An 18477-nucleotide genomic window follows, 5' to 3' on the forward strand; every position below is an offset into this window, starting at 1 on the left:
AAGACGGTCTTTCAGTTCCGGACACGTCGACTGATACACCGCTTTCGCGAGCAAGCCCGCTCCCACAAAAAAGCATCACATCCGGAACACGCCGAAGCGGCTCGGTTCGATAGGCGCGTTCAACGACGCGGACAAGGCCAGGGCCAGCACATCACGGGTCTGCGCCGGGTCGATGACGCCGTCGTCCCACAGTCGTGCGCTGGAGTAGTAGGGGTGACCCTGCTCTTCGTACTGGTCGAGGATCGGTTGTTTGATCTCGGCTTCCTGCGCGGCGCTGAAGTCCTGGCCGCTGCGTTCGGCCTGCTCGCGCTTGACCTGCACCAGCACGCCCGCGGCCTGCTCGGCACCCATTACGCCGATGCGCGCATTCGGCCACATCCACAGGAAGCGCGGATCGTAAGCGCGCCCGCACATGCCGTAGTTACCGGCGCCGAAACTGCCGCCGATGATTACGGTGAATTTCGGCACCTTGGCGCAGGCCACCGCCGTCACCAGTTTCGCGCCGTGCTTGGCGATGCCGCCGGCCTCGTACTTCTGGCCGACCATGAACCCGGTGATGTTCTGCAGGAACAGCAGCGGAATGCCGCGCTGGCAGGCCAGTTCGATAAAATGCGCGCCTTTTTGCGCGGCTTCGGCGAAGAGGATGCCGTTGTTGGCGAGGATCGCGATCGGGTATCCATGCAGGTGCGCAAAACCGCAGACCAGCGTGGTGCCGAACAATGCCTTGAATTCATCGAACACCGAACCGTCGACCAGCCGCGCAATCACTTCGCGCACATCGAACGGCTGCTTGGCGTCGGCCGAGACCACGCCGTACAACTCATCGCTGGCGTACAGCGGCGCAATCGGTGTGCGCTGTTGCACCTCGCCAAGTTTGCGCCAGTTGAGGTTGGCAACGCTGCGGCGGGCGAGGGCGAGGGCGTGTTCGTCGCTCTCGGCGTAATGGTCGGCCACGCCGGAAATTTTGCAGTGCACATCGGCACCGCCAAGGTCTTCGGCGCTGACCACTTCACCGGTCGCGGCTTTTACCAACGGAGGGCCGGCGAGGAAAATCGTTGCCTGATTGCGCACCATGATCGCTTCGTCCGCCATCGCCGGCACATAGGCGCCGCCAGCGGTGCACGACCCCATGACCACGGCGATCTGCGGAATGCCCATCGCGCTCATATTGGCCTGGTTGAAGAAGATCCGGCCAAAGTGCTCGCGATCCGGGAACACTTCGTCCTGACGCGGAAGGTTGGCGCCGCCCGAGTCCACCAGATAGATGCACGGCAGGCGGTTTTGCTGGGCGATGGTCTGCGCGCGCAGGTGTTTTTTCACGGTCAGCGGGTAGTACGAGCCACCTTTCACCGTCGCGTCGTTGGCGACGATCATGCACTCGACGCCTTCTACCCGGCCGATCCCGGCAATCACCCCGGCGGCCGGTACGTCTTCGCCATACACGGCGTGCGCGGCGAGCTGGCTGATCTCGAGAAACGGCGAGCCCGGATCGAGCAGACGATTGATCCGCTCACGCGGCAGCAATTTACCGCGCGAGGTGTGTCGTTCCTGGGCTTTCGCGCCGCCTCCCTGCGCCACTTGGGCAAGCAGGGTGTGCAGAGCGTCGACCTGTTCAAGCATCGCCGCGCTGTTGGCGGCGAACTCCGCTGAACGGGGGTTGAGCTGGGTATGCAGGATAGCCATGTGCAGCTCCGTTTAGCGGGTTTCGTTGAACAGTTCGCGACCGATCAGCATGCGCCGGATCTCACTGGTGCCGGCGCCGATCTCGTAGAGCTTGGCGTCACGCAGCAAGCGGCCCGCAGGGAATTCGTTGATGTAGCCGTTACCGCCAAGAATCTGGATGGCGTCGAGGGCCATTTGCGTGGCGCGTTCGGCGGTGTAGAGGATCACCCCGGCGGCGTCCTTGCGCGTGGTTTCGCCACGCTCGCAGGCCTGGGCCACTGCGTACAGGTAAGCGCGGCTGGCGTTGAGTTGGGTGTACATGTCGGCTACTTTGCCCTGGATCAGCTGGAATTCGCCGATGCTCTGGCCGAACTGCTTGCGGTCGTGGATGTACGGCACGATCAGGTCCATGCACGACTGCATGATCCCGGTCGGGCCGCCGGACAGTACGACGCGTTCGTAATCGAGGCCGCTCATCAGCACTTTCACGCCGCCGTTGAGCACACCGAGGATGTTTTCTTCCGGCACTTCGACGTCATCGAAGAACAGCTCGCAGGTGTTGGAACCGCGCATGCCGAGCTTGTCGAACTTGTTGCTGCGGCTGAAGCCTTTCCAGTCGCGCTCGACGATGAACGCAGTGATGCCGTGCGGACCTTTTTCCAGGTCGGTCTTGGCGTAGATCACATAGGTGTTGGCGTCGGGGCCGTTGGTGATCCAGGTCTTGCTGCCGTTTAGCACGAAACGGTCGCCGCGTTTGTCGGCGCGCAGTTTCATCGAGACCACGTCGGAACCGGCGTTCGGCTCGCTCATGGCGAGTGCACCAACGTGTTCGCCGCTGATCAGCTTCGGCAGGTATTTGGATTTCTGTTCGTGGTTGCCGTTGCGGTTGATCTGGTTGACGCAGAGATTGGAGTGCGCGCCGTAGGACAGCGCCACGGAAGCCGAGCCGCGGCTGATTTCTTCCATCGCCACCACGTGCGCCAGGTAACCCAGACCCGCACCGCCGTACTCTTCCGGCACGGTGATGCCGAGCAGGCCCATGTCACCGAATTTGCGCCACATGTCGGCCGGGAACAGGTTGTCGCGGTCGATCTGCGCGGCGCGTGGCGCGATCTGATCGGCGACGAAGGACTGAACCTGATCGCGCAGCATGTCGATGGTTTCACCGAGGGCGAAGTTCAGGGATGGGTAGCTCATGGGTCACCTTTTGGCTTTTTTGTAGGGTGGGGAGGGCGGTCAATGGCTCTCACCTTTACGTTAACGTAAGCTTGCGTCGGGTGGCTGTCAATCACCCTTTACGTTAACGTCAACTTGAGCGAGAGTAGGGGCAGTTCAAGATTGAAAGCGGACAGACTTTTGTGGAAGTGATCCTCTGTGGTGAGGGGATTTATCCCCGACGGTTGGCGAAGCCGACCCAAAACCTGTGAATGCGGTTCAACAGGAAAAACTGAGGGTGCGCTTCGCACACCATCGGGGATAAATCCCCTCGCCACAAAGGCCACCCGCAAAAAAGTGAGCTCCGGTAAACCCACTAATAAAGACAATAGGGGTCGTCATGGATCAACCCAGTGCAAACCCGCAACGCAGCTACACCCGTGGTTCTCAGGACCAGGCCTTGCTGGCGCTGACCATCGGGCAGCAGTTCGACCAGACAGTGGCGCAACACCCGGATGGCGAGGCGCTGGTGGTGCGTCATCAACAGTTGCGCTATTCCTGGCAACAACTGGCCGACGCGGTGGATCTGCACGCCAGAGCCTTACTGGCGTTGGGTTTGCAGGCGGGGGACCGGCTCGGCATTTGGGCGCCGAACTGTGCGCAGTGGTGCATCACGCAAATCGCCACGGCGAAGATTGGCGTGATCCTGGTTAACATCAACCCGGCCTATCGCAGCTCCGAACTGGAATACGTGCTCAAGCAATCCGGCTGTCAGTGGCTGGTCTGCGCCGGGGCGTTCAAGTCCTCGAACTACCACAGCATGCTGCAGGGGCTGCTGCCGGAACTGGCGCAGCAATCCATCGGCCAGTTGCGCAGTGAGCGCCTGCCGGACTTGCGCGGGGTGATCAGCCTCGACGCACAGCCGCCGTCAGGCTTCCTGCCGTGGTCGCAACTGGCGGATCTCGCCGCCGAAGTCTCAGCGACACAGTTGCGCGAACGCAGTGACAGCCTGCACTTCGATCAACCGGTGAATATCCAGTACACCTCCGGCACCACCGGTTTCCCCAAGGGCGCGACCCTCAGTCATTACAACATCCTCAACAACGGTTACATGGTCGGCGAAAGCATCGGCCTGACCCCGAGCGACCGCCTGGTGATCCCGGTGCCGCTGTATCACTGCTTCGGCATGGTCATGGGCAATCTCGGCTGCATCACCCACGCCAGCACCATGATCTACCCCAACGACGCGTTCGACCCGTTACTGACCCTGCAAACCGTCGCCGAAGAACAAGCCACCGGCCTCTATGGCGTGCCGACCATGTTCATCGCCATGCTCGATCAACCGCTGCGGGGCGAATTCGATCTGTCGAGCCTGCGCACCGGGATCATGGCCGGCGCCACGTGCCCGATCGAAATCATGCGCCGGGTCATCAGCGAGATGCACATGAGCGAAGTGCAGATTGCCTATGGCATGACCGAAACCAGCCCGGTGTCGCTGCAGACCGGACCCAGCGATGAGCTGGAACTGCGCGTGACCACCGTCGGCCGCACTCAGCCGCAACTGGAAAGCAAAATCATCGACGAGGCCGGCAACCTGGTGCCGCGCGGTACCATTGGTGAGCTGTGCACCCGCGGTTACAGCGTGATGCTCGGTTACTGGAGCAACCCGCAAGCCACCGCTGAAGCCATCGATGAGGCCGGCTGGATGCACACTGGCGATCTGGCGAGCATGAACGATGAGGGTTACGTGAACATCGCCGGACGTAACAAGGACATGATCATCCGTGGCGGCGAGAACATTTACCCGCGCGAACTGGAAGAGTTTTTCTTCACCCACCCGGCGGTGGCGGACGTGCAGGTGATCGGCATTCCGTGCTCGCGTTACGGTGAGGAGATTGTCGCCTGGATCAAGTTCCACCCCTGTCACAGCGCCTCCGAACTGGAATTGCAAACCTGGTGCAAGGAGCGCATCGCGCACTTCAAGACGCCGCGTTACTTCAAGTTCGTCGAAGAGTTTCCGATGACGGTGACGGGCAAGATCCAGAAATTCAGGATGCGTGAGATCAGTATCGAGGAGCTCCGCGAAAAGCAGGCCTGACAACGATCAAATGTGGGAGCGGGCTTGCTCGCGAATGCGGTGTATCAGTCAATATTTGCATCGACTGACACACCGCTATCGCGAGCAGGCTCACTCCTACAAGGGGCGGCGGGGGATTCGGGAATCACAGAAAGCACAAAGGGGAGCCGAAGCTCCCCTTTAATTTTGTCGTCGCGTGCTCTTTCTTATTATTGAGGGGCGGTCTGTTGTTGTTTTTGGCAACCGTGGCCCTTTACCGCTGTTTTTGGCGACCCCCATCCGGGGTCAAGAGCAAACGTATTTTTTTGAGCGCTGATCTGCTTTCTCGTTAAACGATCCAACCGATTCGGGAGCTACCTGAAGGTAGTTTTATTGTTCTCTGCCCGGTTGCGGGTCACTCCTGAGAGCACCCTGAAAAGCACACCTTCTCCAAAAAAATCTGTTAGCTGCGTCTCTGCCGTGTTGTTTTTGTTATGTCAGAGTCGGTACGTCTTATTTTTATTGGTTTGCTGCTTTTTATTCTTGTTATGCCATAGATATAGCAGAAGCCGTGCCAACTTTTTAAAATCCTTGTAAATCAATGGTTTGAGATTTTTGAAGGATTTTTCCTTCAGAGCAAACCAGACAATTTGTTTCCGTGTTACTCGACTACGCCCACGTTTCCGACACAGCGGTAACACCTTCACCCTCACTGGGCGTTACGGGCCTTGGCCACACGCGAACCGCTCGGGCGACCGAGCACCGCGCTGATCTGCTGACCCGCCGCAATCAAGGCGTCCAGGTCGATACCAGTCTCGATGCCCAAGCCGTTGAGCAGGTACACCACGTCTTCGGTGGCGACGTTACCGCTCGCGCCTTTGGCGTACGGGCAGCCGCCGAGGCCGGCGATAGAGCTGTCGAACACCGCGATGCCTTCCAGCAGGCTGGCATAGATGTTGGCCATCGCCTGGCCGTAGGTGTCGTGGAAGTGCCCGGCGAGTTTTTCCCGTGGCACTTGCGCCGACACCACTTCGAACAACCGCCGGGTCGCGCCGGCGGTGCCGGTGCCGATGGTGTCGCCGAGGGATACTTCGTAGCAGCCCATCGCATACAACTCGCGCGCGACCATCGCCACTTGCTCCGGCGCGACCTCGCCTTCATAGGGGCAACCGAGCACGCAGGACACGTAACCGCGCACGGTAACGCCATGCTGTTTCGCCGCTTCCATGATCGGTGCGAAGCGCGCCAGACTTTCGCTGATCGAGCAATTGATGTTGCGCTGCGAGAACGCCTCGGACGCCGCAGCGAACACCGCGACTTCTTTCACACCGGCAGCCAGCGCGTCTTCAAAGCCGCGCAGATTCGGCGCCAGTGCGCCGTAGGTCACACCGGGCTTGCGCTGGATCTGCGCGAACACCTCGGCGGACCCGGCCATCTGCGGCACCCATTTTGGTGAGACAAAACTGCCGACTTCGATGTAACCAAGGCCGGCGGCGCTCAGGGCGTCGACCAGTTGCACCTTGTCAGCCACGCTGATCGGTTGGGCTTCGTTCTGCAGGCCATCGCGCGGGCCGACTTCGATCAGGCGTACTTGAGAGGGGAGGGACATGGGATTGACCTGCTCATTTTCGGAATTACATGAGGTCCCTGTGGGAGCGGGCTTGCTCGCGAAGGCGGTGTATCAGATACAAAATTTGTCGCCTGACACTCCGCCTTCGCGAGCAAGCCCGCTCCCACAGGGAATGAGTTGTGGCTGATTACTGCGCTATCTGCTGGCTCTTCAGCGTCTGCTCCAACGCCTGCACGCAGCGCTCTTCAGCGGTATCGAGTTCCAGCTTCATCTGTTCGATGTCGAGCAGCTGCTGCTCGAGCTGTTCGCGGCGCTCGCTGATTTTCGCCAGCATGCTGTTGAGCTGTTTGGTGTTACCGCTGGACGGGTCATAGAGCTCGATCAACTCACGGCATTCGGCCAGCGAGAAACCGATGCGCTTGCCGCGCAGGATCAGCTTCAGGCTGACTTTGTCGCGCGGTGAATAGATGCGTTCCTGGCCACGGCGCTCAGGGCTGAGCAGGCCTTGTTCTTCATAAAAACGGATCGCCCGGGTGGTGATGTCCAGCTCACGGGCGAGGTCGGAAATGCTGTAGGTCTGGCTGCTCATGAACGCGCTCGGAAAAAGGTCTTGGCGCTAAGCTAATGGCGAGTTGACGTTTACGTCAAGGTTCAAGATGTGTGCTGTGAGGGATGGCCCCTTCGCGAGCAAGCCCGCTCCCACAGGATCAGTGGCGTACACAAGACCATGTGGGAGCGAGCTTGCTCGCGAAGAACGATGACTCGGTAAAAAGACTTACACCTTATCGAGCTTCTTCTCCTGCGCCGCCACCTGCTGGCACAACTCGATGATCTGCTCGCGCATCCAGCGATTGGCCGGGTCCTGGTCGGTGCTTTCATGCCAATACAGATGAGTCTCCAGCGGCGGCACGTCGTTGACCGGCAGGTTGAACGCATGCAAGTCATTACGCCGGGCAAACCGCTCGGGTACCGTCATCACCATGTCGGTCTGCTGCATGACCTGCGACGCCATCAGATAATGCTGCGAACGCAGGGCGATCTTGCGCTGAATGCCCATTTTGCCCAGCGCCAGATCCACGTAGCCCAGCCCGCTGCGGCGGCTGGAGATATGGATGTGGGTCAGCGACAGATAGTCATCCAGCGACAGTTTTTCCTTGCCCGCCAGCGGATGGCCCTTGCGCATCGCACAGACGTAACGGTCCTCCATCAGCTTGACGTGACGCACCTGCGGGTCAGTGTTGAGCGGTGCATCGACGGCGAAATCCAGGCGCCCGGCAGCCAGTTCCTTGGTGGTTTCGCGGCGTTTGGACAGGAAACTCTCGATGATCACCGTCGGCGCCAGACGCCGCAAACGCTGGAACAGCGGCGGCAGAATCACCGCCTCAGTGAGGTCGGTCATGCTGATGCGGTAAGTCTTCACCGCCTGCGCCGGGTTGAAAATCCGGCTCTCCTGCACTGACACCCGCAGCAGCGACAGCGCGTTGCGCACCGGGCCGATGATGTTCTGCGCCATCGGCGTCGGCACCATGCCCTGCGCGGTGCGCACGAACAGCGGATCGTTGAAGGTTTCGCGCAACCGCGCCAACGCGTTGGACACCGCCGGCTGGGTAATCCCGACAATCTGCCCGGCGCGGGTCAGGTTGGCTTCGGTGTAGATCGCGTCGAAGACGATGAAAAGGTTGAGGTCGACCTTACTCAGATTCATAACGCGGCTTCTCTTGTTCTGTGGGCTGACGATCAGCGGATCATATATCGGTGATGAATGTTTATACACGCCGAGAATAGGCTAGGTAAATTATCCGCGCTGTTCTAGCATCGATTGCATGATCTGAACAACCTCTGCCTAAAGAAGGTAATTGCTCATGGATTTCGCTTATTCGCCCAAGGTGCAGGAACTGCGTGAGCGCGTGACCGCGTTCATGGACGCTTACGTTTACCCGGCCGAAGCCGTGTTCGAACGCCAGGTTGCCGAGGGCGATCGCTGGCAGCCGACCGCGATCATGGAAGAGCTCAAAGCCAAGGCCAAGGCTGAAGGGCTGTGGAATCTGTTCCTGCCGGAATCGGAACTCGGCGCCGGCCTGACCAACCTTGAATACGCACCGCTGGCGGAAATCATGGGCCGTTCGTTGTTGGGGCCGGAGCCGTTCAACTGCTCGGCGCCGGACACCGGCAACATGGAAGTGCTGGTGCGCTACGCCAACGAAGAGCAGAAGCAGCGCTGGCTCGAACCGCTGCTGCGCGGCGAGATCCGCTCGGCGTTCGCCATGACCGAGCCGGACGTGGCCTCGTCCGACGCCACCAACATGGCTGCCCGCGCCGTGCGTGATGGCGACGAGTGGGTGATCAACGGCAAGAAATGGTGGACTTCCGGCGCCTGCGATCCGCGCTGCAAGATTCTGATCTTCATGGGCCTGAGCAACCCCGACGCACCGCGCCATGCGCAGCACTCGATGATCCTCGTGCCGGTCGATACCCCCGGGGTGAAAATCGTCCGTCCGCTGCCGGTGTTCGGCTACGACGATGCACCGCACGGCCACGCCGAAGTGCTGTTCGACAACGTGCGCGTGCCGTACGAAAACGTCCTGCTTGGTGAGGGAAGAGGCTTCGAGATCGCTCAGGGGCGCCTCGGCCCAGGACGGATTCACCACTGCATGCGCTCGATCGGCATGGCTGAACGCGCACTGGAATTGATGTGCAAACGCTCGGTGAGCCGCACCGCGTTCGGCAAACCGCTGGCGCGTCTGGGCGGCAACGTCGACAAGATCGCCGACTCGCGGATGGAAATCGACATGGCGCGCCTGCTGACCCTGAAAGCGGCGTACATGATGGACACCGTCGGCAACAAAGTGGCGAAGAGCGAGATCGCGCAGATCAAGGTCGTCGCACCGAACGTGGCGCTGCGGGTGATCGACCGGGCGATCCAGATTCACGGCGGGGCCGGGGTCTCGAATGATTTCCCGCTGGCCTACATGTACGCCATGCAGCGCACCCTGCGCCTGGCCGACGGCCCGGACGAAGTGCACCGCGCGGCGATCGGCAAGTTCGAAATCGGCAAGTATGTGCCGAAGGAAATGTTGCGTAGCGGTCATTAAGACCGCGTCGCCGGCTTCGCGAGCAAGCCCGCTCCCACATTCGACCGCATTCCAGCTGGAAGCATGCGATCAAAAGTGGGAGCGGGCTTGCTCGCGAAGGGGCCCATGCATCCAGCACATCAACATCAGGTTCAGTAAACCCAAACCTCAACCCGCCGATTCTTGATCCTGCCTTCATCCGCACTGTTCGCCGCCACCGGCATCAGCGCGCCAAACCCGCGCACCTCGCGCAGCACCACGCCGTTCTTCACCAGCTCGCGACGCACCGCCATCGCCCGCAGTTTCGACAGCAGGTCAGCGCGTGCCGGATCATCTTTCTCGTCGCCAAATCCCACCAGCGTCACCGCACGCTCGGTCTTGTGGTGGCGCTTTATATAGTCGAGCACCCGCGCCAGATCCTGCCGCGCCTTGTTGTCGAGGCTGGCGCTGCCTTCTTCGAAACGGAAATTCACCGTCAGACGCTGGGCATGCCGGCTGAGGGATTGATAACCCTCGGGCATCAGCGCATTCGGCGTGACGGTCATCGCGTGCACGGTCTGGCTGATGAAGCCGTTGGCCGCGACAATCTTCTGGCCCTGTGAGCTTTGCGCAAACGCCACCAATGCCGATGCCCACGGATTCTGGTTGTGGGGCGGCAGATAAAAGAACAGGCGCCGCGACAGCGGATAGTCCTCAGTGGCAATCAGGCTGTTGAGCGGCAACATCGATTGCGATGCGCCGTCGGCGATCGCCACCGCTTTGGCCTGGCGCACATACGGCAGACCGATGAAGCCGATACCCTGCGGATCACTGCTCACCGCGTCGGACAGTTGCTCGCTGGATTCGAAGCGTTTCGCACTGGAACTCAGACTTTTCCCACGCCGACCCAGCACCAGTTCCTTGAACGTGTCGTAAGTGCCGGACTGATCATCCCGCGCATATAAATGAATCGCACCGCCGCGACCGCCGAGTTCTTCCCAGGTTTTCACCTCGCCGCTGAAAATCCGCGCCAGTTGCTCGGTGTCCAGTTGCTGCAGTGGGTTGCCGGGGTGCAGGATGATCGCCAGGCCGTCGATGGCAATCACCTGCTCGGCGGCGGCGCTCTTCATGTCGCCGAGCGCTTGCAGGCTGAGCAGTTCGCTGTCCTTGATCGGGCGGGAAGAGGCGGCGAGGTCGGCACTGGCGCTTTTCAGTGCAGTGAAACCGGTGCTGGAACCGTGGGCGGCGACTTCAATCACCACCCGTTTGCCTTGGGCAGTCTGGCCGACGATGTGTTGTTCGTTGGCGGTGTCGGGGTTCTCGCGGTGAATTTTCAGCAGGCCCTGATCCTGCAGAAAACCTTCAACCAACGCCGGGCCAAGGTCGGCGCCAATGGTGTTGGAACCCTGAATGCGCAATGCCGGGCCGTTTTCGGGGATGGGCAGAGTGGCGGCAGACACCGACAGCCATGCACTCGACAGAAAAACGAACAGAACACGCAGGGTCATGCCGGCACCGAATCAAGCCAAGGGGATTGCCGGGGAGATTAAGTCAGGCGCATGACCAAAACATGACAGTGATCCAATGTAGGAGTGAGCCTGCTCGCGATGGCGGAGTATCAGCCAACAAACACATCGACTGATCCACCGTCATCGCGAGCAGGCTCACTCCTACAAGGTTCTCTTAAAGCTTGAGATCAGGCCAGCTCAAGCCAGATCGGCGCATGATCCGACGGCTTTTCCATCCCGCGCAGTTCATAGTCCACGCCCGCATCCTTGACCCGCGGCAGCAAGCCATGGGAAGCGAGGATCACGTCGATGCGCAGGCCACGTTTCGGTTCGTCCTCAAACCCACGGCTGCGATAGTCGAACCAGCTGAACATGTCGGTCACGTCCGGGTTCAGGTGACGATAGCTGTCGGTCAGGCCCCAGTTTTTCAGGCGGGCCATCCACTCGCGTTCTTCCGGCAGGAAGCTGCACTTGCCGGTTTTCAGCCAGCGCTTCATGTTGTCCGGGCCGATGCCGATGTCGCAGTCTTCCGGGGAAATGTTCACATCGCCCATCACCACCAGCGGCTGTTCATTGTGGAACTGGCTTTCCAGCAGGGTTTGCAGGTCGCTGTAAAAGCGTTGCTTGGCCGGGAATTTGGTCGGGTGGTCGCGGCTTTCGCCCTGCGGGAAGTAGCCGTTCATGATGGTCACCGGCACGCCATTGGCGTCGGCGAAAGTGCCCCAGATAAAGCGGCGCTGCGCGTCTTCTTCATCGCTGGCGAAGCCTTTGTGAATCGCGATCGGCTCTTTGCGCGACAGTAGCGCGACGCCGTAATGGCCTTTCTGGCCGTGGAAATAAACGTGATAACCCAGCGCACGCACTTCTTCCAGCGGAAACTGGTCGTCGTGGACCTTGGTTTCCTGCAGGCCGATCACGTCCGGCTGGTGCTTTTCGATCAGCGCTGCCAGCTGATGCGGACGGGCGCGCAGTCCGTTGATGTTGAAGGAAACAATCTTCATGGTCGGCAGTCCTGGCAAAAGGGCGATGCTAGCTGACATGTGGGATGGGGGCCAGTGTGGGGTGGGAGAAATCATTTTCATCTGTGGGATGTGGGTTGGCCGAGCTGACGCCATCGCGAGCAGGCTCGCTCCTACAATTGGAATGCGTACCCCCTGTAGGAGTGAGCCTGCTCGCGATGGCGGCCGCCCAGTCGATGAAGATCCCGAGTTGGTCTATACCTGTGGGGAACTGCGCCACCGGCAAAAGGTTCGTACCATCAAGAGCGCAGTCATTTGAGCCGCGCCCCGGGGAGAATCACCGTCATGCCTGAAACCCAGACCGCCATCGCCGACATCCACATGCTCGACCGCGGTTACTCGCGCGAAGCCCGATCGCTGCTGTATCAGGCCTATCGCCACGAGCCGACCTTCGGTTACCTGTTCGAGGCCGAGCGGCCGGGCTACGAGCAGCGCGTGCGGGCCACGGTGCGCGAACTGGTCAAACAGCATTTTCTGCAGGATCAGCCGGCCATCGGCCTGTTAGTCAATGACCGCCTGATCGGCATCGCCCTGATCGCGCCGCCGCAGCGTCGCCTGGGCATCACCGAAAGTTGGGCGTGGCGCCTGCGCATGGTGCTCAGCACAGGTTTCCGCTGCACCCGGCGTTATCTGGAATATCACGATGCAGTGGCCGCCTGCGTGCCCAGCGACTCGGTGCACATGCTGCCGCTGCTGGGCATTCATCCGCAGTTTCAGGGCAAACACTTCGGCGAGCAGTTGCTGACCGCCGTGCACAACTGGTGCGCGGTGGACGAAACCTCGCAAGGTGTGGTGCTCGACACCGGCAACCCGCGTTACCTGGAATTCTACAAGCGTCAGGGCTACGAAGAGATCGGTGAAGTGGCCGTCGGCCCGGTGCGCGAGCACGTGTTTTTTCACGCCAATCCGCAGGTGTTACAAACTGCAACTGCTTAGCCGTAGAACTTTTCAGGAAATTTCCTGTTCTATCACGCTCCCAAGCCCGTGATAGCATCCGCGCCTATGAAGTTTCCAGGAAGATTTACCAGTGGCGTGCTCATGCTGTTAACCAGCTGCGCGGCGCTGGCGCAAAGTGAATTGGACGTGCGGATCAAACCGTCCAACGATGAACTTAAAGCCAATATAGAAGGCTATATCGGCAGCCTCGGCGACCGTGACGAAGAAGCCTTGCTGCGCTTCAGTCGCGGGGCTGAGGAGCAGGCGCGCAAAGCGGCCCAGGCCTTGGGTTATTACCAGCCGCAGATCGACAGTGACGTGAAGGGCGGCGACAAGCCGCGCCTGGTGCTGAACATCGATCCCGGCGAACCGATTCGTCTGCGCAACGTAACCATCCGCGTCGACGGGCCTGCTGCCTCCCTCAAATCCTTTCGTGTGCCGAGCAGTGACACGCTCAAGTCCGGCGCGGTGCTCAACCATGGGCGTTATGAAGACGCCAAACGCCTGATCCAGAACCAGGCCTCGCGCTTCGGTTTTTTCAGTGGCCATTTCACCAGTCAGAAACTCCTGGTCGACCCGCGTGCCGGGGTGGCCGACGTTGAATTGATCTACGAAAGCGGCCCGCGTTATGCGCTGGGCAAAGTTAGTTTCGAGGGCGATACGCCGTTCGACGAAGACCTGCTGCAACGCATGGTGTCGTTCAAGGCTGGCGATCCGTATGACTCCGAGCTGATCGCCGAACTCAACCGCGACTTGCAATCGAGCGGCTATTTCGAAGGTGTGCGCGTCGATGCGGCGCCGACGGCGGCGAAAAACGACGTAATCCCGGTCGACGTCAAACTCGACACGCGCAAACCACGCACCATGGGCCTGGGCCTCGGTTATTCCACCGACGTCGGCCCACGGATCAAGGCCAACTGGACGCGCCACTGGGTCAACCCGCAGGGCGACAGTTACGGCTGGGAGGCCGAGTTGTCGGCGCCACGGCAGAACGTCGGGTTGTTCTATGACATCCCGCTCGACCCGCCGCTGACCGACAAGCTGCGTTGGGCCGGTGGTTATCAATTTGAAAACATCGACGGCTCGGACACCCTGAGCAAACTGCTGACCTTCGGCCCGGAATGGCACAGCAAGTTGCCCAGCGGCTGGCAGCGGGTGATCTCGCTGAAATGGCAGCGCGAAGAATATGAACTCGGCGACGACTCCGGCCTGAGTACGTTGCTGATGCCCGGCATCAGTTACTCGTACCTGAAAAGCGACAACCGCATCGACCCGCACAACGGCTATCGCCTGAGCTTCGAAAGCAAAGTGGCCAAGGAAGGCCTCGGTTCGGACAACAACCTTTTATATGGCACGGCGTTGATCAAAGGCCTGACCACGGTGTTCGACAACCACCGCTTCCTCGGTCGGGTGCAGGTCGGCGGCAGCGCCACCAACGGTTACAACTCGGTACCGCCGTCCCTGCGTTTCTTCGCCGGTGGCGATCAAAGCGTGCGCGGTTACGACTATCAGAGTCTGTCCCCGGAAAACTCCGATGGCGACCGCATCGGTGGACGCTACATGATCGCCGGCAGCGTCGAGTACCAGTATTCGATTGCCGAGAAATGGCGGGTCGCGACCTTCGTCGACCAGGGCAACTCCTTCAACAAACTCGAACTGCCGAACCTCAAGACCGGGGTCGGTATCGGTGTGCGCTGGGTCTCGCCGGTGGGGCCGATCCGCCTCGACCTGGCCCACGCGCTGGACGACGACGGCGGCATCCGGCTGCACTTTTCCATGGGGCCTGAGCTGTGAAGCGTGGTTTGAAAATAGTGGCACTGGCGCTGTTGGCGCTGGTGCTGTTGGTTGTATTGAGCATCGCAGCCGTACTCGGAACGCAGGCCGGCAGCCGCTGGGCACTGGGCCTGATACCGGGTTTGAGCGTGGAGAATTTCCAGGGCCGTCTCGGCGGTCAATGGAGCGCCGATCATCTGCTGTGGCAGCAGGACAGCAGCCGGGTCGAGCTGATCAAGGCAATCTTCGCCTGGTCGCCGCTGTGCCTGACCCGCATGACCCTGTGCATCGAACAGCTCAAGGCGGATCAGGTGATCCTGCAATTCCCGCCGAGTGAGGAAACCACCGACAGCGGCCCGATCAAACTGCCGGATCTGCAACTGCCGTTGGCCATCGAACTCGGCGACGTACAAGTCGGCAGCCTGCTGTTCAACGGCAGCGAGCAGCTCAAGGGCCTGCAACTGGCGGCGCACTGGACCGCTCAAGGCATGCAGATCGACAGCGTGAAATTGCAGCGAGACGACCTCAGCCTGAACCTCTCCGGCCTGCTGCAACCGACCGGCAACTGGCCGCTGAACATCGCTGGTGACCTGACTTTGCCATCGCCGGGCAACGGCCCCTGGACACTGGCGCTGAAGGTTGACGGCGATCTGCTGAAAACCCTCAACCTGCATGCCGACAGCCGTGGCTACCTCGACGGCCAGTTGAGCGGAGAACTGCAACCGCTGGCGGAAAACCTGCCGGCCAAGGTGCGTATCACCTCCGAGGCATTCAAACCGAGCGCCGATCTGCCGGACACTCTGCAACTCAATCAACTGGTTTTGACCGGCGAAGGTGACCTGAAAAACGGTTACCAGTTAAACGGCAACGCCACGCTGCCCGCCGATAAAGGCCCGGTGGCGCTGCTGCTCAAAGGCAAGGTCGACGCCAGCGGCGTGCAGATCGCCGGCCTCGACCTGAGTGCCAACGACAAGCAAAGCCTCAAGCTCACTGGCAGCGTTGACTGGAGCAAGGGCCTCACGGCTCAGGCCAATATCAACTGGCAGGATTTCCCGTGGCATCGGCTGTATAACGAAATCGACGAGCCGCAAGTCGCCTTGCGCACCTTCACTGGCGAAGTCTCCTACACCGACGGTCAATACCTCGGTAACTTCGCCGCCGACCTCGATGGCCCGGCGGGGGCGTTCAGCCTGAGCAGTCCGTTCAGCGGCAGCCTGAAGCAAATCGCCTTGCCACAGCTGAAGATGGAAGCGGGGCAGGGCAAGGCTGAAGGGCATGTCAACGTGCAGTTCGCCGATGGCATCGCCTGGGACACCGCGCTGGATCTCTCTGCGCTGAACCCGGCGTACTGGGTTGCGGAGTTGCCGGGCACCCTGGCCGGGCCGTTGCGCAGCAAAGGCGAAATGAAGAACGAGCGCTTGAGCCTGACCGCCGACCTCGATCTGAAAGGCAAACTGCGCGGCCAACCGGCGATCCTGCAAGCCAAGGCTGACGGCGCGGGCGAGCAGTGGAACCTCAACGCCCTGCAAATCCGCCTCGGCGACAACAGCATCAGCGGCAAGGGTAGCCTGCAACAGAAACTCACCGGCCAGATCGACATCAAACTGACGCGTCTGGCCCAGCTCTGGCCGCAGCTGCGCGGGCAGGTCACGGGGCAGGTCAACGTTGCTGGCACGCTCAAAGCTCCGCAAGGCAAACTCGGCCTGCAAGGTTCGCAACTGGCGTTCCAGGACAATCGCCTGCAAAGCCTCAACCTCGACGCCACGCTCGACAGTGCGCAACGGGCGAAGATCGATCTGAAGGGCAGCGGCATTCAGGTCGGCGATACCAATCTTGGCGTGTTGACCGCCAGCGCGCAGGGCGACATCAAGAGCCAGAAACTCAACCTCGACCTGCTCGGGCCGAAGCTGAAACTGGCCCTCGGTCTGGACGGCAATCTGGACAAGGGCAACTGGCGCGGCCGTCTGGCCAGCGGCGATATTCAGGCCGGCGGCCAGGACTGGAAACTGCAGAGCCCGGCCAAACTCGAACGCCTCGCCGACGGCAAGATCAACTTCGGCGCGCATTGCTGGATGTCCGGCAATGCCAGCCTGTGCGGTGAAGATCAGCGGCTGCTGCCTGAGCCGAAACTGCGCTATCACCTCAAGCAGTTCCCGATCGAAAGCCTGGCGCAATGGTTGCCGAAAGACTTTGCCTGGCAGGGCAAGCTCAACGCCGACCTGCAACTGGACCTGCCGGCCAGCGGCCCCAACGGCGTGGTCAGCGTCGACGCCAGCGGCGGCACCTTGCGCATGAAGGAAAAGGATCAGTGGCTGGATTTCCCCTACCAGACGCTGAAACTCACCAGCAAACTCACGCCCAAGCGCGTGGACACCGAACTCAACTTCGTCGGCGGCAAGCTCGGCGAATTGATGGTGCAGGCACAGCTCAATCCGCTGCCGAAAAACAAACCGCTGAGCGGCTCGTTCCGTCTCTCCGGACTGGACCTGTCGGTGGCGCGGCCGTTTGTGCCGATGGTAGAGAAACTCACCGGGCGCTTGAACGGCAGTGGCACGATTTCCGGCGGACTGCTGGCGCCGCTGGTCAACGGCACCGTGCAACTCAGCGACGGCGAAGTGTCTGGCGCCGAGTTGCCGATGGAGTTGCAGAATCTGCAACTCACCGCCGTGATTGCCGGCGAATCGGTGCGCCTCGACGGTGGCTGGAAAAGCGGCAAGAGTGGGCAGGGCAGCCTGAACGGTAACGTCGCCTGGGGCCAGGCGCTGGTGGTCGATCTGGCGCTCAAGGGCACGCAATTGCCGGTCACCGTCGAGCCCTATGCCAAGCTTGAAGTGGCACCGGACCTGAAAATTTCCATGGCCGGCGATGAGCTGAAAATTGCCGGCAAGGTACAGGTCCCGCGAGGCGAAATCACCGTGCGTGAACTGCCGCCGTCAACGGTGAAAGTGTCCGACGACACGATCATCGTTGGCGCGCAGACCGAAGAGGGCAAACCACCGCTGGCGATGAAAATGGACATCGACGTGGTGGTCGGCGAAGACAAACTGAGCTTCGCCGGGTTCGGCCTGACCGCCAACCTGCAAGGTCACGTGCACATCGGCGACAACCTGGACACCCGTGGCGAGCTGTGGCTCAACGACGGCCGTTACCGCGCCTATGGCCAGCGCCTGAACGTGCGTCGTGCGCGTCTGTTGTTTGCCGGCCCGATCGATCAGCCGTATCTGGACATCGAAGCGATCCGCCAGACCGACGACGTGATCGCCGGTATTCGCCTGAGCGGCAGCGCCGAGCAACCGACCACGCAAATCTTCTCCGAGCCGGCGATGAGTCAGGAACAGGCCTTGTCCTACCTGGTACTGGGGCGTCCGCTGAGCACCAACGGCGAAGACAACAACATGCTCGCGCAAGCAGCATTGGGTCTGGGCTTGATGGGCAGTTCCGGGGTCACCAGCGGTCTGGCCAAAGACCTGGGGATTCAGGACTTCCAGCTCGACACTCAGGGCAGCGGCAACACCACCAGCGTGGTCGCCAGCGGCAATATCTCCGAGAAACTCAGCCTGCGTTATGGCGTCGGCGTGTTCGAACCGGCCAGTACCATTGCCCTGCGCTACAAGCTGAGCAAGAAGGTTTATGTCGAAGCCGCCAGTGGCGTCGCCAGTTCGCTGGATATCTTCTACAAGCGCGATTTCTGAGGACGTGGCCAATAGCCGGGTCGTGACGCTGCGATCCGGTTTTTCCAGGATGTATT

General features: G+C 60.9%; 12 protein-coding genes. 5 read left to right on the top strand and 7 right to left on the bottom strand.

Annotation, left to right across the window (positions count from 1 at the left end; genetic code table 11):
• Positions 1-75 precede the first annotated feature (75 nt).
• Both CKW11_RS19545 and CKW11_RS19550 read right to left on the bottom strand, forming a co-directional pair.
• Positions 76-1683 (bottom strand): carboxyl transferase domain-containing protein, encoded by a 1608-nt coding sequence (locus tag CKW11_RS19545; protein WP_095138855.1) that lies wholly within the window; start codon positions 1681-1683, stop codon positions 76-78.
• A 12-nt stretch (positions 1684-1695) separates the two neighbouring features.
• Positions 1696-2859 (bottom strand): isovaleryl-CoA dehydrogenase, encoded by a 1164-nt coding sequence (locus CKW11_RS19550; RefSeq protein WP_007961115.1) that lies wholly within the window; start codon positions 2857-2859, stop codon positions 1696-1698.
• A gap of 358 nt (positions 2860-3217) precedes the next feature.
• On the opposite strand from CKW11_RS19550, the gene CKW11_RS19555 reads away from it, so the two are divergent.
• A complete protein-coding gene (locus CKW11_RS19555; RefSeq protein WP_095138857.1) occupies positions 3218-4915 on the top strand; it encodes an AMP-binding protein in 1698 nt (565 codons plus the stop codon).
• Between the two features lie 667 nt (positions 4916-5582).
• On the opposite strand, the gene CKW11_RS19560 is transcribed toward CKW11_RS19555, so the two are convergent.
• The 3 genes from CKW11_RS19560 to CKW11_RS19570 all read right to left on the bottom strand — a co-directional run bounded on the left by CKW11_RS19560 (position 5583) and on the right by CKW11_RS19570 (position 8148).
• A complete protein-coding gene (locus CKW11_RS19560; RefSeq protein ID WP_027614624.1) occupies positions 5583-6482 on the bottom strand; it encodes a hydroxymethylglutaryl-CoA lyase in 900 nt (299 codons plus the stop codon).
• 148 nt (positions 6483-6630) lie between these two features.
• Positions 6631-7032, bottom strand: coding sequence for a MerR family DNA-binding transcriptional regulator (locus CKW11_RS19565; RefSeq protein ID WP_003223708.1), 402 nt, complete (start codon positions 7030-7032; stop codon positions 6631-6633).
• A gap of 186 nt (positions 7033-7218) precedes the next feature.
• Positions 7219-8148 carry a LysR family transcriptional regulator gene (locus CKW11_RS19570; RefSeq protein WP_027614626.1) on the bottom strand — a complete coding sequence of 310 codons (930 nt, stop codon included), beginning with the start codon at positions 8146-8148 and terminating at the stop codon, positions 7219-7221.
• 157 nt (positions 8149-8305) lie between these two features.
• Between CKW11_RS19570 and CKW11_RS19575 the strand changes: the two genes are divergently transcribed.
• A complete protein-coding gene (locus CKW11_RS19575; RefSeq protein ID WP_007961105.1) occupies positions 8306-9535 on the top strand; it encodes an acyl-CoA dehydrogenase in 1230 nt (409 codons plus the stop codon).
• Between the two features lie 131 nt (positions 9536-9666).
• Here the strand turns inward: CKW11_RS19575 and CKW11_RS19580 are convergent, their stop codons facing one another.
• Both CKW11_RS19580 and xthA read right to left on the bottom strand, forming a co-directional pair.
• A complete protein-coding gene (locus CKW11_RS19580; protein ID WP_095138859.1) occupies positions 9667-11001 on the bottom strand; it encodes a substrate-binding domain-containing protein in 1335 nt (444 codons plus the stop codon).
• A gap of 188 nt (positions 11002-11189) precedes the next feature.
• Positions 11190-12002, bottom strand: a complete 813-nt coding sequence (gene xthA / locus CKW11_RS19585) for an exodeoxyribonuclease III (protein ID WP_095138861.1) — start codon at positions 12000-12002, stop codon at positions 11190-11192.
• Between the two features lie 303 nt (positions 12003-12305).
• Between xthA and CKW11_RS19595 the strand changes: the two genes are divergently transcribed.
• The 3 genes from CKW11_RS19595 to CKW11_RS19605 all read left to right on the top strand — a co-directional run bounded on the left by CKW11_RS19595 (position 12306) and on the right by CKW11_RS19605 (position 18421).
• Complete coding sequence (locus CKW11_RS19595) at positions 12306-12956, top strand: N-acetyltransferase (protein ID WP_007961094.1); 651 nt, start codon at positions 12306-12308, stop codon at positions 12954-12956.
• 66 nt (positions 12957-13022) lie between these two features.
• Entirely contained in the window at positions 13023-14750 is a 1728-nt protein-coding gene (locus CKW11_RS19600; protein ID WP_095138865.1) for an autotransporter assembly complex family protein, read from the top strand.
• Positions 14747-18421, top strand: coding sequence for a translocation/assembly module TamB domain-containing protein (locus CKW11_RS19605; protein ID WP_095138867.1), 3675 nt, complete (start codon positions 14747-14749; stop codon positions 18419-18421). Before CKW11_RS19600 ends, CKW11_RS19605 begins: the two co-directional genes overlap by 4 nt.
• The last annotated feature ends 56 nt before the right edge of the window (positions 18422-18477 follow it).

Origin of the sequence: Pseudomonas sp. Irchel s3a10 (assembly GCF_900187525.1) — a bacterium.
GTDB classification, from domain to species: Bacteria; Pseudomonadota; Gammaproteobacteria; order Pseudomonadales; family Pseudomonadaceae; genus Aquipseudomonas; species Aquipseudomonas koreensis_G.